We start from the raw sequence: 23,965 nt of genomic DNA, 5'->3' as shown, positions 1-23,965 counted from the left end.
TCAAAGTAAACCCTCCATTTCTCTTTAACCAAACCTCAATCCATCGTAACGACCAATTCTCATCATCATACATCCGCCCGGAAGCAAAAATCAATTCTTTAAAATTCTTAAGATTTTCTTAGCCGGTGCTTAAACTGTCGCGGATAAGATGGAAATAATAAATTTGTGAAATACATAGTTAAGCGGGGTAGAGTGAAAATGAAGGTTATTCGTAAGAGAAAAAAGAAAAAACACGTGCTTGCGCTGTCGCTGCTGTTTTTGGCGGCGCTGGCCGCTTCGGCGTCATCCATTCGGTTTCCTACGTTCAAAATCGACGCATCCGCGTCCGTGCTTATGGATGTGAAGACCGGAAAGGTATATTATGAACATAACGCATCGGCGGCGCTGCCGCCTGCAAGCATGTCGAAAATGATGACGGAACTGCTGGTGCTGAAAAACGTCAAGGAAGGGCGCCATTCCTGGAACGAAACCGTCACGGCCAGCCGGTATGCCGCCAACGTGACCGGGGCGGAGGTCGGACTTAAGCCCGGGGAATCGCTTCCGCTACGGACGATGTTCGAGGCGATGGCCATCCATTCCGCCAACGACGCGGCCATTGCCCTCGCGGAGCATATCAGCGGAAGCGAGCAGGAATTCGTGAAGCTCATGAACGAAACGGCCCGGGAGATCGGATTATCGGGGCAAACCGTGTTCGGCAACGCGACAGGGTTATCTTCGCAGGATTTGCGCCCGTTCAAATCGGCGGCTTCGGAACGGGAAACGATGATGACGGCCAAGGATTTGGCCATCCTGACGCGTTACCTGATCCGGACTTATCCGGAGATTTTGGACGTCACCGCCAAAACGGAGCTGCATATTCCCGAGAAACGCATGACGCTGCATACGACCAACGCCATGCTTCCGGGCGAGGCTTTTGCTTACGGCGGCAACGACGGCTTTAAAACGGGGTATACCCAAAGGGCCGGCTACTGCTTTACGGGAACGGCCGAGCGGGACGGAAAGCGGTTCGTCGCCGTCGTCATGGGAGCGCCCGATGCCGGAAAACGGTTTGAGGACGCCGCCAAAATGTTCAATTATGCCTTTGAGGGCGGCGGCATTCCCGTGGTCGGGAGATGGTTTGCATCAGCAGAATAATCGTGAATTGTTGACTTGGAGGATCATGGAATGAGGAATATATTGGTCGTGGACGACGACAAAGAAATCGCGAATTTGATCTCTATTTATTTGAAAAACGAAGGGTTTAACATCCGCTGCGCCCATGACGGCGAGGAAGCGCTGAAACTGCTGAACGATCCGAACGAGCCGTTCGATCTGGTCATCCTCGACGTCATGATGCCGAAAATGAACGGACTGGAGGTTTGCCGGCAGGTACGGGACACCGCCTCCGTCATCCCGATCCTGATGCTCAGCGCCAAAACGGAGGACATGGACAAAATTCTCGGCCTCATGACCGGGGCCGACGATTATATGATCAAGCCCTTTAATCCGCTGGAATTGACCGTTCGGGTCAAAACCCTCCTGCGCCGCACCTTTCAATACAACACGGACACGCGCAGCCAGGATGACGCCGTCCTACGCATCCAGGACGTCGAAATCAACCGCAGCACGCACCGCGTCATCGCCGACGGCAACGACATCCAGCTGACCGGAAGGGAATTCGACATTTTGAGCCTGCTTGCTTCGCATCCGGGGCGGGTGTTCAGCGCAGAGGAAATTTTCCAGCGGGTCTGGAAAGAAAAATATTATGTATCCAACAATACGGTCATGGTTCATATCAGCAATCTGCGGGACAAGCTGGAGAAGGAGCTCGGCTACAAGCTGATTCAAACCGTGTGGGGAGTAGGTTATAAAATCGATGCATAGTTTCTTTAATAAACTGCAGTGGAAGATCATCCTGCTGTTCTTTTTCAGCCTTGGTCTGACGTTTGCCACGCTTTTTGTGCTCGTAGAGGTACTGGACGCCGTATACCACCGCTATTTTCATCAGCTGTACCCGATCGTGATTCGGATCATCGGCTTGAACAAGTACGTCGGCTTTTCGCTTTGGCAGTCGGTTATAGTCCTTTTTCTTTTTATCTTTTACGTCATGCTGCTAAGCTGGGGAACCACGCGGAAGTTCACCCGCATCATCCGCGGGGTGAAAAAAATGGCCGACGGTGATCTGGGCGAGCGCATCCCGGTGCGCTCCAAGGACGAGATCGGCTTGCTTGCGGACCAGATCAACGCGATGGCAAAGCAGCTGCAGCTCTCCCTTCAGGAGGAGCGGATGGCGACGCAGGCGAAAAACGAGCTGATCACCAACGTTTCCCATGATTTGCGGACGCCGCTGACGTCGATCATCGGTTATTTGCGGCTCATCGAGGAGGATAAATACAAAGACGAGGTCGAGCTTCGTTATTACGTCAATATCGCGTATGAAAAATCGAAGCGCATGAACCGGCTCGTCAACGACCTGTTCGATTATACCCGCATGGGCTTCGGCCAAATTCCGCTCAACCGCACCTCCATCGACCTGGTGCAGCTGGTTGGGCAATTGACGGCCGAATTTACGCTGCAGGTTCGGAACCATAAGATGGAGATCGAATGGTATCCGCCGCAGGAGAAGCTGATCGTCCACGGCGACGGCGACAAGTTGATGCAGGCCTTCGAGAACCTGATCACCAATGCGATCCGCTACGGCAAAGACGGCAAAAGAATCGAAATTCACGCCGCGAAGGAAAACGATCTGGCCGTCGTGCGAATCGTCAACTTCGGCGCACCGATCCCTTCGATGGATCTGCCGTACATTTTCGACCGGTTTTACCGCGTGGAAAAATCCCGTTCGCTGGATACGGGCGGCGCGGGCCTCGGACTGGCCATCGTCAAAAGCATCATCGAGCTGCATGAAGGCAGCATCATCGCCGTCAGCAATCCGCAGCAGACCGAATTTATCGCCCGGCTCCCGATTCAATCCGGGTAAACGGCCGTTTCATTGAAAAAGAGGCTTGTCTCGGGGAATTTTTTCCCCGTTAGACAGCCTCTTTCCTATAGGTCGCATTCGTCTTATTTTTTCAGCCATGACAACCACAACGCTTCATCGTCCGATTTATGGTAATGCTCCACGAGACGGTTCAGACGCTCCAATTGATACCCGTAATCGTACATCGTCGACGCGACGATCGACAGGCGCAGCCGGCTTTCCGGCTGCTCGGCGGAATACTTCAGAACTTCCTTGACGAACTCCTCGCTTTCCTGAAGCAGCAGGCTAGCCTCCACGCTGTTCGGCTTCAAATTATCCTCGAATTTCAGCAGCACGTGCTCATGGAGTTTGATCAGCTTTTCAAGCTGCGTATCGAACAAAACATCGGTTTCCTCCGAACGTTCCGATTGAAAATAATGCTCCTCCACCGCATCAAGCACTTCCCGCCCTTTCCGCAGCGCATTCAGCATTTGCTTGTACACCACCAGATGGCGGTTTTGGCTGAACGAAGCCCGTTTCATCTTCTTCTGCTCTTCTTCGAGCAGCTTGTATTTATCCGTCAACGATTTGATGGAATCTTCGAGCGCCCGCTTTTTGTCGCGGAAAATGTTTTCCTTGATCTCGTCGGAAATCGCCGTGCGCATCAGAAGCGACATCTGGTCGAAGGTCGTTTGGATCTGGGCGGTAAACTGCACTTTCGGCTTCGGCGGGAACAGCAGGATGTTGATCAAAAACGCCGACACGATCCCGATCAAACTAAGGGAAAAACGCGTCAAAGCAAATTGCCACTGGCCGGAAGCTTCCATGACGACGATGACCGTGACGAGGGTCAAACCGATCGTATCCCCCATTTTGAGCTTCAAACAAATCATGATGACGATAATGCATACCAGTCCGACCGCGATCGGTTCGTTCGAAAACACCAGCCCCGCAATTAGAGCCAACACAGCGCCCAGCGTATTGGTCTGGAGCTGGTCCAAAAAATAACGCCAGGAACGGTAAATGGACGGCTGCATCGCAAAAATGGCTGCTACAGCCGCGATGACCGGCGAGGATAAATGCAGCCACATGCTGATGTATAATGCGAGCGTGACGGCGATTCCCGTCTTTAACATTCGCGCTCCGAATGTCACGGCTTCATCTCCTCCTCATTTTGAATCCGCAATTTGAATGATTTATACGATAAAAAACCGGTCTCTGTTTCATTTTTCCTCTATACGAAATGTTACCCGATGTTTTTGGTTATGATGCAGCCCGTTTCCTCGGTCATTGCCTCCAAAAAAGAAAGTATGTTTTTTCCAAAAAGGCCCATAATAAGTAGAGTCTTATGAAAGAATGACCATAACATCAAAGAGGTGACAAGATGAACCCGTTCAGGAAAACGATATTGGCAGGAGCCCTTTCCTGCATTTTGGCCGGAGGGGCTTTGTCCTTCGGGCATACAGCGGCGGCGGACCAGGCGCAGACAACGCCCTCCGAGGTGAAACCCGGGACGGAAACCGAAAAACGCGATGGGGAGCATCACAGACGCAACGGGCACCACGGCCGCAAATTCGTATTGTTCAAGGACGCAGCCACCCTGCTGGATATGACCGAAACCGATTTGAAAAAGGAATGGAAGCAAGGCAAAACGCTCCAGCAAATCGCCAAAGAGAAAAAGAACTGGGATGCCGAAGTGTTCGTGCAGAAGCTCGCCGCCGTGCAAAGCGCCAAAATCGATAAGGCGGTAAAAGACGGCAAAATGACGAGCCAGCAGGCGGAGCAGCTGAAGAAAAAGCTTCCGGGCATGCTGAAACGCTTCACGCAGCATCAGTACCATCCGAGCCAGGAACGCCGGTTGCCGGCCGCCCACTCCGCGATTTGACTTTTTTGCGGCACAATAAAATCCTAACGGACTTCGTTAGGATTTTTTGTTTTGCTATCCCCTTTTTTTCGCGTCCGTCTTCTGCCGGGTTTTTCGCGGTTCCCTGAGGTGGTTGTTGACCGGCACATCCAGCAGATCGAGCAGGAACATGAACACCGGCACACCGAGGATCAGCCCCCACACCCCGAAGAAATGCTCGGAAACGATCAGCACCGCAAACGTGTAAAAAATCGGAAGATGCGTCTTGTCGGACATGAACTTCGGGTTCATGACGTAAGCTTCGAACGCGTGCAGAACGGCCACCATCAGCAAGACGTAAATGACCTTCGGAAGCCCTCCGATGCTGAAGGCGATGGCGCAGAGCGGAATAAGCGAAACGATCACGCCCATGACCGGAATGAGTCCGAGCAGGAAGATCATGATCCCGAGCGCAAACAAATTCGGAAAACCCATGATCCATAAAAACAACGTCGAAAAGACCGCGTTGATGACCGATATCAAAAATTGGACTTCGATCACTTTGCCGAACGAATCCGTGAATTTTTTTCCGAAGTAGGCCAGCTCGTCGTATACATAGGATAATTTGCTTGTTCTGAATTTTCCCGTGAAACTTGTCACTTTCTCCTTTTCAAGCATGAAAAACAAGCTCATGATGATGGCAAGCGCCAAATTCAAGCTGAACTTTCCTACGTTGGAAATGGTGCTCGATACGATGTCAAACCCCTGTTTGATGTAGGCCGCAACATCGATTTTGTGGATATAATCCAAAATATAATTCATGACTTCATTGTTCGTCAGCACCAACGGATTGCTGTAAAAATAAATGACCTGGTTGATCAAGCCGTTGAGCTCCGCGATCAGCTTGGGCGCATACATGTAAGCCCCGATCGACAATGCGGCCACAAACAGCACGTAGATCAGAATGAGCGCGATTTTTTTGCTGATCCCCATCCGGTTCGTGTAACGCCGGGTCACGGAAGAATGCACCCGGTTCACGAGGTATGTAAGAATGAAGGTGATCAGGATCAGGTTCATCATGCTTCTGAACAGGTACATGAACAGGATGAGCAGGATGAGCACCACGCCTCTTTTTACGGCAGGAAGCTGCAGCACTTCTTTCATCGACGTCATTGCTTTGCAATCATTCTCCTTTTATCTTTAAAGTTTCTCTCCATGTTTGGCTTGCAAAGTTCTCTATGCTTCCATATTACGCGAGGCCCGGCTTTCCATGCAAGTTTCCTGAATGCCTCCAATATTTTTCGAACAACAGAATCGAAACCATCAGCCATGCCGCGCTCGCCAAATATCCTCCAAGCACGTCGCTCGGGTAATGAACCCCCAAATAGATCCGGCTGATGCCGATCAGGAGCGTTAACGCAACCCCGGCCGCAATCATGGCGATTCTTCCAGCAAGAAAAGGGATGTGCCTCCACACCAAAAATGCAAACGCGCCGTACAGCGAAAAGGCTCCCATCGAATGGCCGCTCGGAAAACTGTAGCCCGTAATCTCGATCAACCGGTGCGTATTGGGTCTGTCCCGTTGAATGGCATACTTCAGAAGCAGGTTCCATAGCTCGGAACCGCCTACCGCCGTCAAAAACATCAGCAGCTCGCGCCGGTGCTTCAGGACGACCATCAGGAAAAAGAATGCCAAGACGGAAAGGATGACCGCCATCAGCGAGGACCCTAAAAAAGTAAACCATTTCATGACGCGCGTCAGTCCGTCGTTCTCCAACCCCTGCACGGTCCGGATGACGGCATCGTCGAACCATGCGATATGACCGGTCTCAATCAAAACGGCCACGATCAAAAACAAAACGGCAAAAATAAACGCGGCGGTAATCAACTTTCGCAGCCGTTCGCGCCTTAATGTCATATTTCGAATTTCCTCCCGTCTTTTGGATCAGGCTTCTGCAGCCCTTCATTATTATCCACAAACCCTATGCTTTTGTCACGCGCAAGCGTCCCTTAAAATGCAACGAAGCAACGGCCATCGGCCGCTGCTTCGTTTCGGGGTCGAGTCCGGTATGTAACAAGACCCTTTGGATGGAAAGGATTAGAATCCTTTGTATTGCGGTTCTTCGTTTTCAAGCTGCTGAACTCTGCTTTCCACCTGCTGCACGATTTGCTGGGTTTGCTGCGCGGCAGCGGTGAACAGGTTTTTGGCCTCTTGGTTTTGCGTGCTGAGCGCAAACGTCTCCAAGCTGGCTTGGGCGCTCTTCAGAGAAGCGAGAGTCGTTTTAACCTGGGAAGCTACTGTCATCTCGGTCACACCTCCTTCGAATGCAAAAGTACGAATCATAATCTAACCTGCATGGATTGAAAAAATTCATAAAATGAAGGAACGATGCAAATAATTTGGTTATTCAGACTGAAATGGGGGTTATGTTATGCCGGAATGGGTCGAGGTCATTGTCCGCACCCTGGCATCGATCATCGTATTGTTTGGTTTAACCAAGCTGCTCGGCAAGAGGCAGATTTCCCAGCTCTCCTTCTTCGAATACATTACGGGGATTACGATCGGGGATCTGGCGGCGGCAATCTCGCTTAACGTCAAGGAAGCCTGGTATTTGGGAGTCATCTCATTGACCGTTTGGGTGCTCGTATCGTTAGGCATCGAATTTTTGCAGCTCAAGAGCAAAAAGGCGCGGGATTTCATCGACAGCAAAAGCACCGTCCTGATCAAAGACGGCAAAATCATGGAGGACAATCTCAAAAAAGAGCGGCTGTCCAATGAGGAGCTGATGCAGCTGCTCCGGACCAAAAATGCCTTCAAAGCGGCAGAAGTCGAGTTTGCCCTCATGGAACCCAACGGTGAAATCAACGTTCTCCTCAAAAAGGAAAACCAGCCGCTTACGCCGACGCATCTGGGCATTAAGGTCGGGCCCGAATCCGAGCCGCAAACCGTCATTCTCGACGGCAAGGTGATGGACGAACCCCTCGCGACGCGGGGGCTCAACCGGAGCTGGCTTCATACGGAGCTTGAAAAACTCGGGGTTTCGCTCGACAACGTGTTTATCGGACAAGTGGATGCCTACGGTCAGCTGTACGTCGATTTGTTCGACGATCAGGTCAAAGTTCCCCAGCCGCAGCAAAAAGCATCGCTGTACGCGAATCTGAAAAAATGCCAAGCGGATCTTGAAATGTTCGGATTATCCACGGACCGGGCGGAGGCCAAAACGCTGTATGAGCAATGCTCAAACCAGCTTGAACAGGTCATCTCCGACGTCAAGCCGTTATTAACGCGTTAGGAGGACAAAAAGATCATGGTCAGCAAAAAGAAAAAAAAGCTCACCCCTGTCATGCAGGAATATCAAGCCCTGGCCAAAAAACGCGAGCCGAGCAAATTTGCTTTCATTAAATTATGCAGAGCTTTCCTGGTTGGCGGCCTCATCTGCCTTTTGGGACAAATCATCCAGCAGCTGTTCGTTCATTTCGGCGGTTTCAGCATCAAGGAAGCCGGCAGCCCGACCGTCGGCGTGCTGGTTCTGATCTCGGTCATTCTGACAAGCCTCGGCGTATACGATAAAATCGCCCAATGGGCCGGGGCGGGCACGGCTGTGCCGGTGACCGGCTTTGCCAATGCGATGGCCTCGGCCGCCATCGAATACCGCCGGGACGGAATCGTGCTGGGCATAGGCGGGAGCATTTTCAAGGTTGCCGGGCCCGTGATCGTGTTCGGCACGGTAGCGGCATTTGCCGTCGGCATCGCCCACATCATCTTTGATCCCAACATCGTAGGAGGTTGAACCGAACATGCTGAAAGGCCATCAAAGCTGGGTTTTTGACAATAAGCCTTCCATCCTTTCCGCCGCGACGTCCGTCGGGCCCTTTGAAGGACAAGGCCCGCTCGCCGAGGACTTCGATATCGTCCACAGCGAGCTGTATCTCGGGCAGGACAGCTGGGAGAAAGCCGAAAAGGCCTTCCTTGAGGAAGCGGCCAAAATGGCGATCCAGCATGCCGGATTGACCGAAGGGCAAATCCAGTTCCATTTCGGCGGCGACCTGATGAACCAGATCATTTCGAGCAGCTTTGCCGCCCGAACGCTGGCGATTCCGTATTTCGGGCTGTTCGGCGCCTGCTCCACGTCGATGGAAAGTCTGGCGCTCGCCGCTTACGTCGTCAACTCCGGCGGGGCGAAACATACGCTTGCCGCCACCTGCAGCCATAACGCAAGCGTCGAAAAGCAGTTCAGGTATCCGACCGAATACGGGTCGCAAAAACCGCCGACGGCCCAATTTACCGTTACCGGCGCCGGCGCCGCCGTGCTAGGGCGGGAAGGGAACGGGCCGTACGTCACGTCGGCTACGATCGGACGCGTCGTCGACATGGGCATGACGGATCCGTTTAACATGGGAGCCGCCATGGCGCCGGCCGCGGTCGACACGATCGAAGCCCATTTCCGCGATCTTCAGATCGAACCCGGTTATTACGACCTTATCGTTACCGGGGACCTGTCGAAGGTCGGATATGAAATCGCCTGCGATTTGTTCAAAAAACATAACATCCCGATGGAGCAGACGACGTACTCGGATTGCGGCATGATGATCTACGATTACAAAACCCAAAACGTGCAAGCCGGGGCGAGCGGCTGCGCATGCTCGGCGGTCGTCACTTACGGCCATTTGCTGAACCGGATGCGCCGCGGCGAACTGAACCGGATTTTGGTCGTCGCTACCGGGGCCCTTCTGTCCCCGCTGTCTTATCAGCAGAACGAATCGATCCCGTGCATCGCCCACGCGGTGTCCATCGAACGGGAAAAATAAATCGGATGGCAAACATGGCTGTTTTTGCTGCTAATGGCGGAAAACGGCCATGTTTTTTTGCCGTTTCTTAAAACCTCATTAAAATTTTTTGTTCACAATTTATTTCTTCTTAAGGATAAATGCTCCCGAATCTGGTAAAGTGATACGCATAAGTGTTATTGTTATATCAAAGGAGGAGTTAGATTTAATGTCGGAAAAAGAAAAAGACACATTGAATGAAGAAAACCTCACACCTGAAGAACAATCGGGGGTAAACCAAGGGCAGGACGCGCTGTCTTCGGACAAGCCTGCCGCGGAAAAGCCGGCTCCGGCAAAGACAGAGAAGGACGCTCCGGCCTCCGCCCATGCAGCCAAAACGCCTAAAGCGGGTTCCGTACCGCCGACGCCGGCTCCTGCCTCGGGCAACAAATTGTGGATGGTCGTTTCCCTGGTGCTGGCGATCGTGCTGGTCGTCGTGCTGATCAAACCGCCGTTCGCCAAAGGCGGCAGCAGCGAAGCGGTCGCAACGGTCAACGGCGAAAAAATTACGAAAGACAAGCTTTACGGCGCATTGGTCAAAGTCGGCGGCACGCAGACGCTGGACAACCTGATCTCGGAAACGCTTCTGAACCAGGAGCTTTCCAAAAAAGGCCTCAAGGTTGCTCAAGCCGATATCGATAAAGAAAAAGAGTTCATCAAAAAACAATACGGCGACGAAGAAACGTTCCAATCGGCGTTGATGCAAAGCGGCATGTCCGAAGAGGACTTCAACGATCAAATGGAAATGCAGGCCAAGCTGCGCAAGCTGCTGGAGCCGGAAGTCAAAGTCACCGACGAAGACGTGAAAAAATATTTCGAAGAAAACAAAGCTTCCTACGACACGCCTGAAGAGGTCAAAGCATCTCATATCCTCGTAGCCACCAAGGAAGAAGCCGAAGACATCCTGAAGCAGCTGAAAAACGGCGCGGATTTCGCGAAGCTGGCCAAGGAAAAATCGACGGATCCGGGCTCCAAGGATCAAGGCGGCGATCTCGGGTACTTCCCTCGCGGCAAAATGGCCAAGGAGTTCGAAGATACGGCGTTTAAGCTGAAGGACGGCGAACTGAGCGGCGTGGTCAAGACCGACTTCGGTTACCATATCATCAAGAGAACAGGTTATAAAGCAGCCCATGCGGCGACGCTCGACGAGAAAAAAGCGGACATCAAGGAGCAGCTGATCTTCCAGCAGCTCATGCAAAAAGCTCCGACTTGGCTCGCCGACATCAAAGCCAAAGCGAAAATTACGAACAGCCTGGAAAAAGCGGAAGCTTCCAATAAAGAAGAAAGCAAATAATCGGTACATCAAAAAGGATACGCCAGGCGGCGTATCCTTTTTTGCGTTCAGGATAAGCATTTCGGGATTTTGCCATACGGCTCGCGTCAGCCTCTATGCCACCGGTATCCGACTCCCCAGACCGTCTGGATCGGCGTATAGGAAAGTCCGGCGCGCTGGACCTTTTCGCGGATGTTTTTGACATGGGTGTCCACAACCCGGTAATCCCCTGCATAATCGTTGCCCCACACGTTTTCGATCAGCATGTCCCGCGAGTAGACGCGATGTTCGTTTTCCGCCAGCAGCAGCAAAATGTCGAATTCCTTTTGCGTCAAATCCAGCGGCATATGCCCAACGAGCACCTCCCGCCCTTCCGGGTAGATGGTCAACCCCGGCATTTCCAGCTTTCGGACATGCCCGGCCTGGAGCCGGGCCTGCCTCGATCTGCGGATCAAGGCGCGAAGCCGTTCCGTCAATTCTTCCGGCTGAAACGGCTTCGGCAAATAATCGTCCGCGCCGATTTTCAGCCCCTTCACGATGTCCTTCGTATCGGAACGCGCGCTCAGCATCAGCACCGGCGCCATGGAAAACCCCCGCAGCTCCTCGCATACCTGCCACCCGTCCATGTCGGGCATCATGACGTCCAGCACGACGGCATCGAATGCGCCGGCCCGCAGCAGGTCCAGCGCTTCGCTCCCGCTTGCCGCTTCCCTGACGCCGAACCCCGCCTGCTCCAAATAAATGCGCAGGAGATTGCGCATGTTCCATTCGTCATCAACGATCAAAACCCGGTCTTTTCCCATTTCCGTTTCCTTTCCCTTCAGCGGCGTCCCCGGCCGGGAACGTGAGGATGAACGAGGTTCCCGTTCCAGGCGTGCTGCGAACCTCGACCGTTCCTCCCTGAAGCTCCGCCAGTTTTTTCACGATGGAAAGGCCGAGGCCGCTCCCGCCGTGCTGCCGGGAACGCGACTTTTCGACCCTGTAAAAACGCTCGAAAATGTAGGGCAGCTCCTCCGCGGGAATGCCGGGTCCGGTATCGCTGACTTCGATCCTGATCCGGTTCCCTTCGTTTGCGGCGCTGAGCACAATCTCGCCTTTCGTCGTAAAGGAGACGGCATTATCCAGCAGATTGATCAATATTTGCTCCATGCGGTTGCCGTCGGCCCAGACATATTGCTCCTTCCGCGGATGACGGACATGAATGCCGATGCCCTTGCTTTCCGCCCGAAGCTTTACCTTCAGCGCGCTTTTGTCCAGCAACCCGTTGACCTCCACCCATTCGGGACAAAGGTCGATCCGGCCTTCTTCCAGTTTCGCCAGATCGAACAGCTCGCGGATCAGAACCATCAGGCGGCGCGCTTCTTGGGCGATGATGTCGAGCGTTTTTCTCTGTTCCTCTTCGCCATGAACGAGTCCCTTCGAAAGCACGTCGGCATACCCCTCAAGGTACGTAATCGGCGTCCGCAGCTCATGGGAGATGTTCGCAAAAAACTCGTTTCTCGTATCCCTGTACCGCTGGAGTTCTCCGGCCAAATCGTTGATGGCCCCGATCAGCGACCCGATCTCGTCTTTCCTCGTGACCGGCAGCCGGGTTTCAAGCTCTCCCCTGGCAATGCGCCGCGCCGCCCTTTCGATCTGCAGCAGGGGACGCGACAGCTTCCTGGACAGCATGAACACAAGGCCCAGCGTGACGAGGAACGCGCCCGCTCCGGTCAGGGCAATCATCGTCCGGATCGAGCGGATCGAATGCTTCATCGCCTCCAGCGAGCTGATGACGTACACGCCTCCGATGAACCTGCCGTTTTCGTCCGTCATCGGTTTGCCGTGCAGCAGCAGCCATTTGCCGTTCGCGGAAAATTCCGTTTCCACCTGACGGGAAGCCAGCAAATTCGGGCGGTCCCAAATCCCGTCCGGATATTGCCTCTGCCGAATCAACTCGGCATCCCGCTTGGAAAACGTGCCGTCCGCCCGCAGCAAAAAAATGTCCACGTTCGAAAATTCGGCCATCGTGCCGATCAGATCGTTGGCGGCAACCGATTGCTTTTGCAGCATGTGCACGACGTGAGCCGCAAGCTCTTCCGCTTCGTGATGGCTTTGTTTCGTCGTGAACTTGGTAAACAATCCGCCCATCACGACGCCAAGCAGCAGCAGCACGGCGACGAACATGCCCAGCATGACGGCGCCAAGCTTGACGTCGATCCGGTTCCATCTTTTCATTGGCATCGTTCGCTCCCTCTAGGCGTTCCATCGGCTGCACCCGCAAGCCCTTCGCGGATTTTCGGCAGCCGGATTTTATCGCGAGTCCAGAGTCCAGTATAGGCTATAAATGTGTAGAATCCATGAAGCCGCCCGTTTTTCCAAAAAACATGCTGCCGGTTATAGTCCCAAAGAAATATATTTGATCTCCAAATATTCCTCGATGCCGAAATGGCTGCCCTCGCGTCCCAGCCCGCTCTGCTTGAAGCCCCCGAACGGGGCTTGCGCCGTGGATGGAAGCGGGTCGTTGACCCCGACGATGCCGTATTCCAGCGCTTCCGCGGCATACAGCGCTTCTTTGATGTTTCCCGTGAATACGTATGCCGCAAGCCCGTACGGACTGCGGTTGGCGCGCTCGACGGCCTCCTCCAGCGTGCGGAAGGTCGTAATCGGCGCGAGCGGGCCGAACGTCTCCTCGTTCATGCATTCCATCGCGTCGGTAGCGTTCATCAGGACCGTAGGGTTCATGAAATAACCTTTGGCACCCTCCGGTGCATCCCCGCCCGTCAGAATCGTGCCGCCTTTGGCTTTGGCGTCTTCGATCTGGCGCTTCACCTTTTCGACGGCTTTGGCATTGATCAGCGGACCGATGTCCACGCCTTCCTCCATGCCGTTTCCGACCTTGAGCCGGGATGCGCGCTGCGCCGCCCTTTTCGCGAATTCGTCGGCGATCGATTCCTCCGCGTAAACCCGGTTCGTGCATACGCAGGTTTGTCCGCCGTTGCGGAATTTGGAGGCGATCAGCCCCTCGACCGCTTGATCCAGATCGGCCTGCGCCGTCACGATAAACGGTGCGTGGCCGCCCAGCTCGAGCGATATTTTTTTGACCGTGTCGGCCGCGCCGCGCATCAGCATTTTCCCGACCGCCGTTGATCCCGTGAACGAAATTTTGCGGACCCGTTCGTCCCGTTGCCATGCTTCGGCGATCGGAGCCGCATCCCCGGTCACGACATTGAATACGCCCGCGGGAATGCCCGCCCGTTCGGCCAACTGGGCCAGCTTCAAGGCCGTAAACGGCGTTTCCTCCGACGGTTTGAGCACGACCGTGCATCCGGCGGCCAGCGCCGGAGCGACCTTGCGCGTGATCATCGACGCCGGGAAATTCCACGGGGTAATCGCCGCGATGACGCCTACCGGCTGCTTGTGCACCCATATTCTTTTGTTCGGGGAAGAAGCCGGGATCGTCTGCCCGTATACCCGTTTGCCTTCTTCGGCGTACCAGGAAACGAAGCTGTTCGCGTACCCGATTTCTCCGGCCGCTTCCTTGAGCGGCTTGCCCTGCTCCGCCGTCATGATTTCGGCCAGCTCCTGCGTGTGCGCTTCGATCAGCGCATGCCATTTCATCAGCAATCCGGCCCGTTCGTTTGCCGTCAAGGCGGACCAGGAGGGCAGCGCCGCATAAGCCGCGTCCGCCGCTTGGCGCGCCTCGTCCGCGCCGCCTCTCGGAATCGAGCCGATCACTTCAAGCGTCGCCGGGTTCCGAACCTCCAGCTCCTCCCGGCAGCTTTTCCACTCGCCATTAATATACATGTTCTGGATATACATCCGTAAGTCTCCCCTTTCCTGCGAAGGCTGATATGGATCCCCCTCATACCTATAAATATACCCTTTTTATAGGCCGTGCCGTCAATGTCGGCAGGAGCATATGGCATGAAATGCCAAAAGCCACCCGTTCCCGCCGGAAAGGATGGCTTCTTGTCCCCGCACGCGAAAGCGGCGGATGACGTTTAGCTTCTGCCCAATATTTTTCTCCCGAAGGTGAATATCACGGCAAGCATGGACAGCCCCACGATCAGCTGCATACCGTACACCTGCGTCCAACTCGGCCAATGCCGGATCGCCTCAGAGGCGTTGCCGCCGAGTAGAGGCCCGAAAAAGGCCGCCACCCCCGTAATCGCCGCATACATCGCCATGTACATCGGACGTTCGCTTTTCGGCGTGTCGCCGATCATGAAATTGAAGGCCAGCTGGTTAAAGCCCCCGACCCCGATGCCAAAGACGATATGGGCGGCAAACAGGACCGGCAGCATCGGCAGCACGGACAACAACCCCCACATCAAACACGAAAGGGCGATGACCGGCAGCGTCCAAAAGAGGAGGCGCCTGTTGCTGTAGCGGGTGTTCAGGCTGCCCCAAACGTAAAAGCTTCCCATCATGAACACGGTCTGGGCGACGTTAAGCAGCGACAGCGTTTGATGGTTGACATGGAGCAGTTGGAGCATGACGAAGGAATACAGCGGCACGACCAGGTTTTGCAAAAACAGAAAGCTTCCCAAAAAAAGGGTCGCCTTCATAAACGCGCCGTCCTTCAGCGGCTTTTTCAGCATCGGAACGAAGCGGCGCTCCGAAGAATGCTCGAACGGCATATCGGGATACAAGAAAAACATCGCAATGTTGGCGGCGATGCAAATCCAGACGACCACGTACAGGATGAGGTAGCCCGTGCCCCCGGGTTCATGGTCCAGAAGCATCCCCCCGCCGTACATGACCAGCGTCCCCAAGGCGTTCAGCATCGTGTTGCGGATGCCGAAATACCGCCCGCGGACACGCGCGGGAACGATATCGCTGATCAGCGAGTTCCACAAAATCCCCCCGACGGTGTTAAACGTAAAAGCAAGCGTATACAAAATGATAAAGGCGGTGACCCATAGCGGTTTGGGAAACAAAAACGGAATCAGTCCCGTGCTGCCCCACAAAATCCGGTGTATGGCCACGAACAGGACAAGCGTCCACTTGCGGCTGTGCAGCCGCTGGATCAAAAATGCGGCGAACAGCTGGGCAATATTGACGAACGTCGTAATCGCCAGCACGAAGCCCAGCTGACTGGAGTCGGCTCCGAGATACAGCAGATAACCCGTCAGGAATTGTCCCCCGAGCAGCGTCTGGAACATCACCGCGGGCACGCCTTCCATCGTGGCAATCCTGAGGTTTTTGCGCTGAATCGATTTTTTGCGCGCGTACTGCCGTCTCGTTCTTAATGAAATCATGATGTACTCTCCTTCGGAGCTCCCGTATGTTGGTTCCGGATTTCAAATATGGGGCGGATGCCTTCTTTTTCTTGTCTTTGATCATCATTCTACTCGCAAAGGGTCACGAGTCAATATGGGCAAACGGCCTTATGATCACAAAAATATTTGTGGAAATTCACGTGGAAATCCCTTGCCGAAAGCGATATATTGTAAGGTCGCGGCTCATGAACAAAAGCTCCCTCGCGAACATCGCAAACAAAGCCCCCCGGACTTGAGCAGCCTTGTTCTGACGGCGCATCATGGGTTGCATCGGTTCAAAACCGTTCTATGCCTCGAGAATTCCGGCCGCTGGAATCACGCCGAATTTCACGGCCAGCTCGGACAGCTCCCGGTCGGTTATCGACTGTTTGATTCCGTGGGCTGCCGTCAGCATGTACACCTGCGCCGCCTTTTCCACCGTTTCGATCAACCCGAAGGCTTCATCCATCGTTGATCCGCTGCCGAAAATGCCGTGATGCGGCCACACCACCGCTTTTTTCTTTTTCATTTGATCTGCGGTTTTCCGCCCGATATCCGCTCCTCCCGGAACCATCCACGGCAATACGCCCACTCCTTCCGGGAACACGACGATGCATTCGGTGCACATTTGCCAAAGCGTCTTTGTGAACTTTTTCTCATCCAAGTCGTGAACAAAGGTCATCGCAATGACATGCGTGGCATGGGAATGCATGACGACCCGGTGTTCGGGGTCCGCCCGCAAACGTTCGATATGGCTCATAAAATGCGCGGCCAGTTCGCTTGTCGGCAAAGCATTCCCTTCGAATCCCCACAATACTTCGGCGTGCTCCCCGTCTGCCGTTACGCGGATGATGCCGAGGCTCCCCGCCGGATCGGAAACGATGTTCCTGAAATATTTGCCGGAGCCGGTCACGAGGAATATTTTGCCTGCAAGCTCGGGAACCGGAAACGATAAAGCGATCTTCCGCCCGACTTCGCCAAGGTGGAGGTAAGAGGCAACCTCTTCTTCTTCCAATATGCGGCTGATATTCCCGCCGTTCCGTTCGTCCCAACCGAGCGTCCACATATGGTAAGCCATCTCTGCCATTTCGCGGACTGCAGGGATCGCGGTTTTTGAAACATGATGCCGGTCCGAAGCAATGATTGTCGTGCTCACGGTAAGCCTCTCCTTTGATCTGATCTGTATTTTTCACCTTCATCGTACTCCCGGGAATCCGCCAAGTCAACATAAACAAAAATATAAATGTTGTTTTGTTTTTGTTTTTGTACTTTTTTGTCTGAGTAGAATAAACTTTGCGCACGTATGTTTTGCTGTTTACATATTTAGGAATATGTTTTATAGTAATATCAATTTTATTCGATGATCGGCTTACGCGAAGCACTCGTAAGGAAAGGCTCCATGCCTTTTTTGCGGGTGCTTTTTGCGTCTTTTGGCCTCTTTTTTGTCTTCGCCGCTCATCCCATTTTTATCGCAAAGGAGAATGTCCATGAATCCCGTCAAAAAAATCGCCGCTATTTTTCTGTCCCTGATGATCGCCTTGTCGTTATACGACTCCCGGATGGCCGAAGCGGCGGCCTCCATGCAGTGGTCCCCAACCCAGCAGCAGGCGGTGGACCGCGCCACGGCCTCGGACGGCGCCCTTCGCAGCCAGCTTTCTTCGCTGTACCGCATGTTTACCGATGTGCAGGAACAGCTGCGCCAAAGCGACCTTAACATCAACGCCCAGCATTACAAAAACGAAGAAACCAAGTCCGGCCTGACCAAGCAGGTCAAAATGATCGACGCGGACAAAATCGCCAAACTGGAAGCCGCGGCCAAACAGGCAAAGGACAAATACAAACCTTTGTTTTCGATGTACACCTCGATCAACCAGCAGATCAAAACCGCAAACAAGCTCAAAAACAAGCAGCTGTCCTCCGCGCTGAAAGCCCAGGCCGACACGATGAAAGTCGCGGTCCAAATCGCCAAAGCGGACATCAAAAACAAGGAGCAGGCGCTCAGCGCCGCCAAAACGAAGCGAACCGCCGCACAGAAGAAAATCCGCGGCATCATGGCGCAGGCCGACCCGCTCCGCATCCGGATCAAGGCCGAAAAAAGCACGGCCAGCAGCCTGAACAAAAACGTAAGCCCGCTGTGGAGAAACGTAACCCAAGCCGTTAAAGGCGGGAACGGCAAACAAGTGTATAACGCGCTGAACACCCTTGTCTCCCAGCTCCGCCAAATCCAGGAACGGAAGCAGAGGATTCTATCGCTGGAAAATCAAATCGGCGGCATCCTGCAAAACGCAAAAACGCAGCTCGCCTCCGTGTCATAACTGCCTTGCAAAGCAATTGAACGCCTTTCGAAAATGGTGATTGCGCCGTCCACCAGATTTTGGTATGATGGAGTCCTTCTCACTCGTTACGCCTTGACTGAAGTTGACGGTTTTCGTCGCCACAAAACTTATCGGAGGTGTTCAATGCTCTATTTCACTTTGGCTTCAAAAGCGTATGCCCGCAATTTGCACTACCGCGGGGCGCACATGCTGCACAATGTCGCAAGCGCTCTCTTCGGCTATCTGTACGCCTGCATCTGGATCGGGATCGGACAGGACCACTCGCTTGGCGAATACGGCGTGCACGGCATGGTCGGCTACATTGCTTTTAATCAGGCATCGCTGTGGGTGTCCGGCTTCGTGAGCAACGGGCTCGGCATACCGCAAGCGGTCAGGACAGGCCAAATCTCCCTCGATTTAATGCGGCCTGTCCATTTGTTTGTCATGTGCATGTGCAGGGAATGGGGACAGATCGCGTATCAGTTCGTCTATAAATCCGTCCCGATCTATCTGCTGTATATGCTCGCGTTCAAGCTGTCCCTGCCGACCCGGCCGGACACGCTCCTGTTTGCGGCCGTCGCCCTCGCGGCTGCGGGTTATATGTCGATCTGCATCAACTACATGATCGGGGCGACGTCGCTGTGGACCACCGAATCAAGCTGGTTGTACTGGGTCAACCACGCGCTCATCAATTTGCTCGCCGGGTTTCTGATCCCGGTCGAATGGCTGCCGTCTTGGCTGCAGACGGTCGGCTGGTTGTCGCCTTATCCGTATCTGCTGTACGTTCCGACGCGCATCTACATGGGTTATGAACAACCGGGTATCCTGCTCGGTTCAGTTGCTTGGTGCATGCTCCTTACGCTGCTTTGTCTGCTCGTCACCGCTGCGGTCAGGCGGAAAGTCGAGGTGCAGGGAGGATGAAGATGAAGCATTGGCTCGACCTTTATGCCGTGTTAATCCGTTCGAGCATCCAAAGCCGGATGCAGTACAGGATGAACTTCGTGCTCGGCACCCTCCTTGCCGCCCTCATCCAAATCGCGGAATTTCTGATGATCGCCATCATTTTGAACAAATTCGGGGCCGTCAAGGGATGGTCGCTCCATGAAGTCGGTTACCTATTTGCCGTCATGACGTTGTCCAAAACGCTGTATCGCACCTTTGCCAGCGACGTGCACCACCTGGAAAGGTATTTGACGACCGGCGAGCTTGACCAGCTGCTGACCCGGCCGATGCCGGTCCTGCTTGCTTTGATGAGCCAAAACGTCCGGCTGATGCCCGCCGAATTGCTCCAAGGAAGCGCCGTGTTGTATTGGTCGCTGCACGGGTTGATGTCAGCGGGGCAGATCACATGGACGGCCGTGCCGTATACCCTTCTTGCGATCGTCACCGGTGCCGTGATCCTGTTCGCGATCGGTCTGGCGACCGCCGCGGTCGGTTTTTGGATGACGCGGATCAACGAGCTGCAGACGCTGACGGAAGACGCTTCGCAAACGGCCGCCCGTTACCCGCTGGTGTTGTACCCGTCCTGGCTCCGCTCCTTCCTGCTTGTCGCCATTCCCGTCGGTTTTGTCAATTATGTCCCCTCCCTGTTCATTTTGCGGGGAGAATACGGCCCTTGGCTCATTCTGGCCGTCGCGCTGCTTGCCGCCTGCGTACTGGGACTTGCGCTTACATTTTGGAAATTCGGGCTTTCGCGTTATCAAAGCACGGGAAGCTAAGGAAAAGGAGATCTGATCATGGGAGCAATGATTGAAGTATGCGGGCTTCATAAGCAGTTCCGGACGCCCGTCGTCAAGGAAGGCCGTTTCGCCGGAATCCGCACGTTGTTTACGAGGGAATACCGCCTCAAGGAAGCGGTGAAGGATATCAGCTTTACGATCCAAAAAGGGGACTTCGTCGGTTACATCGGCCCGAACGGAGCCGGCAAATCGACGACGATCAAAATGTTGACGGGCATTCTTCACCCCTCTGCGGGCGAAGTCAAAATCAACGGGTTCGATCCCCATAAGCACAGGCGCCGGGTGGCCCAAAAGCTCGGCGTCGTGTTCGGGCAGCGCAGCCAGCTGTGGTGGGATTTGCCCGTCAAGGATTCCTACGACATTTTGGCTCATATGTATAGGGTCGGCCCTGCCGAAAAAGAGCGGCGCCTGGCCGAGCTCGGGGAACTGCTGAACCTGAAGGAGTTTTGGGAGACGCCGGTCCGCAAGCTGTCGCTCGGGCAGCGGATGCGCGCCGATATCGCCGCCTCGCTGCTGCACGATCCGGACGTTTTGTTCCTGGACGAGCCGACGATCGGCCTCGACGTAACCGCCAAACGGAGCATCCGCGAATTTTTGAAAACGCTGAACGGCGAATTCGGAAAAACGATTTTGCTGACGACCCACGACATGGACGACATCGAACAGCTCTGCCGGCGGGTCATGGTCATCAATCACGGGGAACTCAGCTACGAGGGAACCATCGAGCATTTGCGGGACAAAATCGGGCTCCCGACCGTCATCCGGATCGTCTTCCGCGGCTCCTACCGTCTGCCGGCGCAGGAAGGCGCGAGGATGCCGCTGCAACTCCGCCTGGACGGCGCGGAGGGCGAATTCCGAATCATCGAAGCGAGCAGCAGCGAGGTGCTGATCGAAGCGAACCGGCAGCAGGCCAAGGCGATGGACATTTTGCGGATGGTCGGCGGCTGGGGAGAAATTGCGGACATTCATATGGAGGAACCCGATTTCGAGGATATCATCCACCGGGTGTATTAACGATTTTTACGGGGAGAAGCAGGATGCGCGGACGAACAACGTCCGCAGCCTCCTGCTTTTGTTTTTTTCACAGGTATGATAAAAGGATTCTACATCTGGGATCCGGCCTGATAGTTAAGCAAGAGCTTAAAGGCGCCTTTGTTCTCTTGCGACAGCTGCGTGTATCCGCCTTGTTGAATGACCCGGCCGCGATCCATGACGATCACGTGGTCGGCATTGCGAATGGTGGAAAGACGGTGGGCGATGACGATAATGGTCACGCTCCCTTTCAACTCTTCCAAAGCCTGCTGAATTAATCGTTCGTTTTCGCTGTCCAGCGCGCTTGTCGCCTCATCCAGGACGAGGATCGCGGGGCGCTTCAAGATCGCCCTTGCCAATACGATTCGCTGCCGTTCCCCTCCCGATAACCGGATGCCCCTGTCGCCGATGACCGTATCCAATCCTTGGGGGAGTTGGCGCACAAATTCGTCGGAGGCGGCGAATTTCAAAGCGCTCCACAGCTGTTCATCGCTGGCCTCCGGATCGACCAGCTTCAAATTGTACCGGATGCTCTCATTGAACAGAAAAGGATCCTGCGGTACATAACCGATGGCGCTGCGCAAAGACAGAAGCTTCCGCTCGTCCCGAAGGGATACGCCGTCGATAAGCACCTGTCCTGATTCAGGCTGGATCAAACCCATGAGCATATCGATAAGCGTGCTTTTGCCAGAACCGGATTTGCCTACGATGGCCGTCATGCGGTTCGCGGGAATATGTACGTTAACGTTGCGCAAAGCGTACTGGGAAGCATGGGGGGCGTAGCGGTAATCCACGTCCAAACACTCGATCCCGTCCACAAACCGGAAATCCTCCGGCTCATCTTCGAACGCCGTTTTGCTAAGCTCCTGGTCGGCCTCGTATTCCTTTTGCAGTTGACGCATCGTGTGGAAAGCCGGAAGACAAGAAACGAGCTGCTCCATGTTCGATTGCATGCCGATAAATCTCGGCCACAGCCTCGAGAAAATCAGCACGACCACTACCAATTGTTGTGCCGGGGTATGCATCATTTCGAGCGCCAGATAAACGAAGCCGGCAATGAGTACGACAGAGGAGACGCGGTAGATGAATTGCGACAACGAATTCACCCGGCCAAACTGGATAAAATTCCGTTCCATATGTTCGGTCAGTTTGTTGAACCAGTGGATGTGGGACTGCTCGAGCCTGTTGCTTTTGATATCCTTGATACCGTTAAAATGCTCGCTGATGCCTGAAAAATAATATTTGGAGAGCTCCGTTGTCTGTTCCCCGATCCGTTTGGATTTCTTGATGAATTTACGTGAAAACAAGGCCAGCAGACCGCCGCTGATCAGTACGGCTATGGTTAAAACAGGGGCGAGCCACAGGGCAATGGCGATTTGAAGAAGGGTGAATAAAAAAGAAGAAACCGCCTGCAGGAATAAAGATGTGCCTAAGTTTACCCGGCCCAGCTCATTGGACATGACATGGTTGAATTCGGATTTCCGTTTCCGGAGATAAAACTCCCATTTGGCTTGCAGCAGGCCACGGTACGTTTCCATGCGGAGCGTACGGATAAAGCTTTGCAATATCCTTGAGTTCAGCAAGGCTTGGCTCCGTTGAAGCCATGCCTGCCCCCCTACGATCACGATGTATAAAGCAAGTATGATCGGCAAATTCAAATCAAGCGACCATGACTCGATGATGTTAATCATAGCGGACAGGAGCGGTATGCTTGACGTATCCATGGGAAATACCCCGATGATGCTCAGAAGGGGCACGATCAAATAGATGCCGAAGCCGTCCAGCAAACTGATGAGCAACACCATGGACATGTTCAGGTATAGTTTAAAGCCCGCGAAATGATGCATTTTGCGAACATAATAAAACAGCTCTTTCATTATGCAAAGCTCCTTATGCGGATTCCGGGCGGCGCTTCACTTCACGTCCCTGTAACCTTCAGCGCCCATCCCGTTCCCGAATATTCCTACGACCGTGTATTTTTCATGGCCTTCTTTCCCGGTTACGATGTACGAACCGCTTCGCAGCCATGCATGGGCGACCATCTGTCCTTCGTTGTTTCTGGCGCTGCCCAAGTAGAGCGTGCTTGGAATCCCTCTTCTCTCCAACATCTTCATCGCGGCAATCGCCTTGACGAGACATTGGCTTTCCCACCATGTGAGCCTGCTCATGGCATGGACTGCTCTGGACACCGTTCGCAACAGCTGCAGTTCCTGGTCCGTACTATGGGTATGGGGGGTCTCTTTCATTTTCTCCCCCAAGGTCGGGGCCACTTTGTGGAAGGGGAGCAGCTTAAGAATCCTCCCCCACGCCAGGTAAACGTAAGCTTCGGCATACATCCCCTTGACTTGCACGGGATCATTCATAAAACGATGCACTTTTTGATAGAAGCTCATCGCTTAAAGCACACCTGTATCAGTTTCTCCGCCGCAAGCTGCCTCAGAAAAGCAAATACTTGCTGCTCACAGGCCTCCCGCCCGATTTCAAACTCTTCCACTAATTGATCCACGATCCCGGAAATGGTTACGGGGGAAGCAATGAGCTCCCAGATCCGGCTTCCGGTCTGCCCCAAATTATAATATTTTCCGTTTTCGATGCTCAGCATCACCTTTTCGCCATCCATTTCACTGACCAAAAAACCTTCGGATTGTTTGACCAACACATCTGATGAAATCACGTCGACGCCCATAAAGCGAGCCTCCTCTAATTGGATTTTGCGCACTGCATTTGGATGATACATTTTGTATCATTATAGCAA

24 protein-coding genes are annotated in these 23,965 nt (G+C 53.9%); 12 read left to right on the top strand and 12 right to left on the bottom strand.

Annotation, left to right across the window (positions count from 1 at the left end; genetic code table 11):
* Nucleotides 1-198 precede the first annotated feature (198 nt).
* The 3 genes from AC27KL_RS07380 to AC27KL_RS07370 are packed head-to-tail and all read left to right on the top strand — an operon-like array spanning nt 199 to nt 2,959.
* The gene (locus AC27KL_RS07380; protein ID WP_487169309.1) at nt 199-1,134 is read left to right on the top strand and encodes a D-alanyl-D-alanine carboxypeptidase family protein; all 936 of its coding nucleotides are present in this window, start codon (nt 199-201) and stop codon (nt 1,132-1,134) included.
* A gap of 30 nt (nt 1,135-1,164) precedes the next feature.
* Complete coding sequence (locus AC27KL_RS07375) at nt 1,165-1,863, top strand: response regulator transcription factor (RefSeq protein WP_339321441.1); 699 nt, start codon at nt 1,165-1,167, stop codon at nt 1,861-1,863.
* The gene (locus AC27KL_RS07370) at nt 1,856-2,959 is read left to right on the top strand and encodes a sensor histidine kinase (RefSeq protein ID WP_487169308.1); all 1,104 of its coding nucleotides are present in this window, start codon (nt 1,856-1,858) and stop codon (nt 2,957-2,959) included. Before AC27KL_RS07375 ends, AC27KL_RS07370 begins: the two co-directional genes overlap by 8 nt.
* Before the next feature lie 83 nt (nt 2,960-3,042).
* Here AC27KL_RS07370 and AC27KL_RS07365 read toward each other — a convergent pair whose 3' ends face one another.
* The gene (locus tag AC27KL_RS07365) at nt 3,043-4,092 is read right to left on the bottom strand and encodes an aromatic acid exporter family protein (RefSeq protein WP_339321443.1); all 1,050 of its coding nucleotides are present in this window, start codon (nt 4,090-4,092) and stop codon (nt 3,043-3,045) included.
* Between the two features lie 230 nt (nt 4,093-4,322).
* Here AC27KL_RS07365 and AC27KL_RS07360 point away from each other — a divergent pair, with 230 nt between their 5' ends.
* Nucleotides 4,323-4,823, top strand: a complete 501-nt coding sequence (locus tag AC27KL_RS07360; protein ID WP_339321444.1) for a hypothetical protein — start codon at nt 4,323-4,325, stop codon at nt 4,821-4,823.
* Between the two features lie 54 nt (nt 4,824-4,877).
* Here AC27KL_RS07360 and AC27KL_RS07355 read toward each other — a convergent pair whose 3' ends face one another.
* The 3 genes from AC27KL_RS07355 to AC27KL_RS07345 all read right to left on the bottom strand — a co-directional run bounded on the left by AC27KL_RS07355 (nt 4,878) and on the right by AC27KL_RS07345 (nt 7,086).
* Nucleotides 4,878-5,954 carry an AI-2E family transporter gene (locus tag AC27KL_RS07355; protein ID WP_339321445.1) on the bottom strand — a complete coding sequence of 359 codons (1,077 nt, stop codon included), beginning with the start codon at nt 5,952-5,954 and terminating at the stop codon, nt 4,878-4,880.
* A 76-nt stretch (nt 5,955-6,030) separates the two neighbouring features.
* Nucleotides 6,031-6,699, bottom strand: a complete 669-nt coding sequence (locus AC27KL_RS07350) for a phosphatase PAP2 family protein (protein ID WP_487169307.1) — start codon at nt 6,697-6,699, stop codon at nt 6,031-6,033.
* A 180-nt stretch (nt 6,700-6,879) separates the two neighbouring features.
* Nucleotides 6,880-7,086, bottom strand: coding sequence for a DUF1657 domain-containing protein (locus AC27KL_RS07345; protein WP_036711707.1), 207 nt, complete (start codon nt 7,084-7,086; stop codon nt 6,880-6,882).
* A 127-nt stretch (nt 7,087-7,213) separates the two neighbouring features.
* On the opposite strand from AC27KL_RS07345, the gene AC27KL_RS07340 reads away from it, so the two are divergent.
* The 4 genes from AC27KL_RS07340 (at nt 7,214) to AC27KL_RS07325 (ending at nt 10,902) form a co-directional block, all read left to right on the top strand.
* Nucleotides 7,214-8,074: a DUF421 domain-containing protein gene (locus AC27KL_RS07340; protein WP_339321447.1), complete on the top strand. Its 861-nt coding sequence runs from the start codon at nt 7,214-7,216 to the stop codon at nt 8,072-8,074.
* Nucleotides 8,075-8,089: 15 nt separating this feature from the next.
* Nucleotides 8,090-8,572, top strand: a complete 483-nt coding sequence (gene spoVAC / locus AC27KL_RS07335; RefSeq protein ID WP_339321448.1) for a stage V sporulation protein AC — start codon at nt 8,090-8,092, stop codon at nt 8,570-8,572.
* Between the two features lie 7 nt (nt 8,573-8,579).
* Nucleotides 8,580-9,590 carry a stage V sporulation protein AD gene (spoVAD, locus tag AC27KL_RS07330; RefSeq protein WP_212950861.1) on the top strand — a complete coding sequence of 337 codons (1,011 nt, stop codon included), beginning with the start codon at nt 8,580-8,582 and terminating at the stop codon, nt 9,588-9,590.
* 187 nt (nt 9,591-9,777) lie between these two features.
* The gene (locus AC27KL_RS07325; RefSeq protein WP_487169306.1) at nt 9,778-10,902 is read left to right on the top strand and encodes a peptidylprolyl isomerase; all 1,125 of its coding nucleotides are present in this window, start codon (nt 9,778-9,780) and stop codon (nt 10,900-10,902) included.
* An 86-nt stretch (nt 10,903-10,988) separates the two neighbouring features.
* On the opposite strand, the gene AC27KL_RS07320 is transcribed toward AC27KL_RS07325, so the two are convergent.
* The 5 genes from AC27KL_RS07320 to rhaD form a co-directional block, all read right to left on the bottom strand.
* Nucleotides 10,989-11,684, bottom strand: a complete 696-nt coding sequence (locus AC27KL_RS07320) for a response regulator transcription factor (RefSeq protein ID WP_487169305.1) — start codon at nt 11,682-11,684, stop codon at nt 10,989-10,991.
* Nucleotides 11,656-13,098 (bottom strand): sensor histidine kinase, encoded by a 1,443-nt coding sequence (locus tag AC27KL_RS07315; RefSeq protein ID WP_487169304.1) that lies wholly within the window; start codon nt 13,096-13,098, stop codon nt 11,656-11,658. Before AC27KL_RS07315 ends, AC27KL_RS07320 begins: the two co-directional genes overlap by 29 nt.
* 159 nt (nt 13,099-13,257) lie before the next feature.
* Nucleotides 13,258-14,682: an NAD-dependent succinate-semialdehyde dehydrogenase gene (locus AC27KL_RS07310; RefSeq protein ID WP_487169303.1), complete on the bottom strand. Its 1,425-nt coding sequence runs from the start codon at nt 14,680-14,682 to the stop codon at nt 13,258-13,260.
* Nucleotides 14,683-14,864: 182 nt separating this feature from the next.
* On the bottom strand, nt 14,865-16,124 hold the full coding sequence (locus AC27KL_RS07305) for an MFS transporter (protein WP_487169302.1): 1,260 nt from the start codon (nt 16,122-16,124) through the stop codon (nt 14,865-14,867).
* A gap of 307 nt (nt 16,125-16,431) precedes the next feature.
* Entirely contained in the window at nt 16,432-17,280 is an 849-nt protein-coding gene (gene rhaD / locus AC27KL_RS07300; protein ID WP_487169301.1) for a rhamnulose-1-phosphate aldolase, read from the bottom strand.
* A gap of 331 nt (nt 17,281-17,611) precedes the next feature.
* Here rhaD and AC27KL_RS07295 point away from each other — a divergent pair, with 331 nt between their 5' ends.
* The 4 genes from AC27KL_RS07295 (at nt 17,612) to AC27KL_RS07280 (ending at nt 21,192) form a co-directional block, all read left to right on the top strand.
* Nucleotides 17,612-18,439 (top strand): hypothetical protein, encoded by an 828-nt coding sequence (locus AC27KL_RS07295; RefSeq protein WP_487169300.1) that lies wholly within the window; start codon nt 17,612-17,614, stop codon nt 18,437-18,439.
* A gap of 144 nt (nt 18,440-18,583) precedes the next feature.
* The gene (locus tag AC27KL_RS07290) at nt 18,584-19,360 is read left to right on the top strand and encodes an ABC transporter permease (RefSeq protein WP_487169299.1); all 777 of its coding nucleotides are present in this window, start codon (nt 18,584-18,586) and stop codon (nt 19,358-19,360) included.
* The gene (locus AC27KL_RS07285; RefSeq protein ID WP_339321458.1) at nt 19,357-20,157 is read left to right on the top strand and encodes an ABC transporter permease; all 801 of its coding nucleotides are present in this window, start codon (nt 19,357-19,359) and stop codon (nt 20,155-20,157) included. The genes AC27KL_RS07290 and AC27KL_RS07285 overlap by 4 nt, the downstream gene beginning before the upstream one ends.
* Before the next feature lie 27 nt (nt 20,158-20,184).
* Nucleotides 20,185-21,192 carry an ABC transporter ATP-binding protein gene (locus tag AC27KL_RS07280; RefSeq protein WP_487169429.1) on the top strand — a complete coding sequence of 336 codons (1,008 nt, stop codon included), beginning with the start codon at nt 20,185-20,187 and terminating at the stop codon, nt 21,190-21,192.
* Between the two features lie 89 nt (nt 21,193-21,281).
* Here the strand turns inward: AC27KL_RS07280 and AC27KL_RS07275 are convergent, their stop codons facing one another.
* Genes AC27KL_RS07275 through AC27KL_RS07265 form a run of 3 tightly spaced genes read right to left on the bottom strand, consistent with a single transcriptional unit; the run spans nt 21,282 to nt 23,896 of the window.
* Nucleotides 21,282-23,087, bottom strand: coding sequence for an ABC transporter ATP-binding protein (locus AC27KL_RS07275; protein WP_487169298.1), 1,806 nt, complete (start codon nt 23,085-23,087; stop codon nt 21,282-21,284).
* 36 nt (nt 23,088-23,123) lie between these two features.
* A complete protein-coding gene (locus AC27KL_RS07270; RefSeq protein ID WP_036711672.1) occupies nt 23,124-23,603 on the bottom strand; it encodes a lasso peptide biosynthesis B2 protein in 480 nt (159 codons plus the stop codon).
* Nucleotides 23,600-23,896, bottom strand: coding sequence for a lasso peptide biosynthesis PqqD family chaperone (locus AC27KL_RS07265; protein ID WP_036711668.1), 297 nt, complete (start codon nt 23,894-23,896; stop codon nt 23,600-23,602). The genes AC27KL_RS07270 and AC27KL_RS07265 overlap by 4 nt, the downstream gene beginning before the upstream one ends.
* Nucleotides 23,897-23,965: the final 69 nt, after the last annotated feature.

It is taken from the genome of Paenibacillus sp. YAE3 (genome assembly GCF_057546105.1).
The sequence above is the reverse complement of the archived record's forward strand: the minus strand, read 5'-3'. Positions and strand labels throughout refer to the sequence as shown.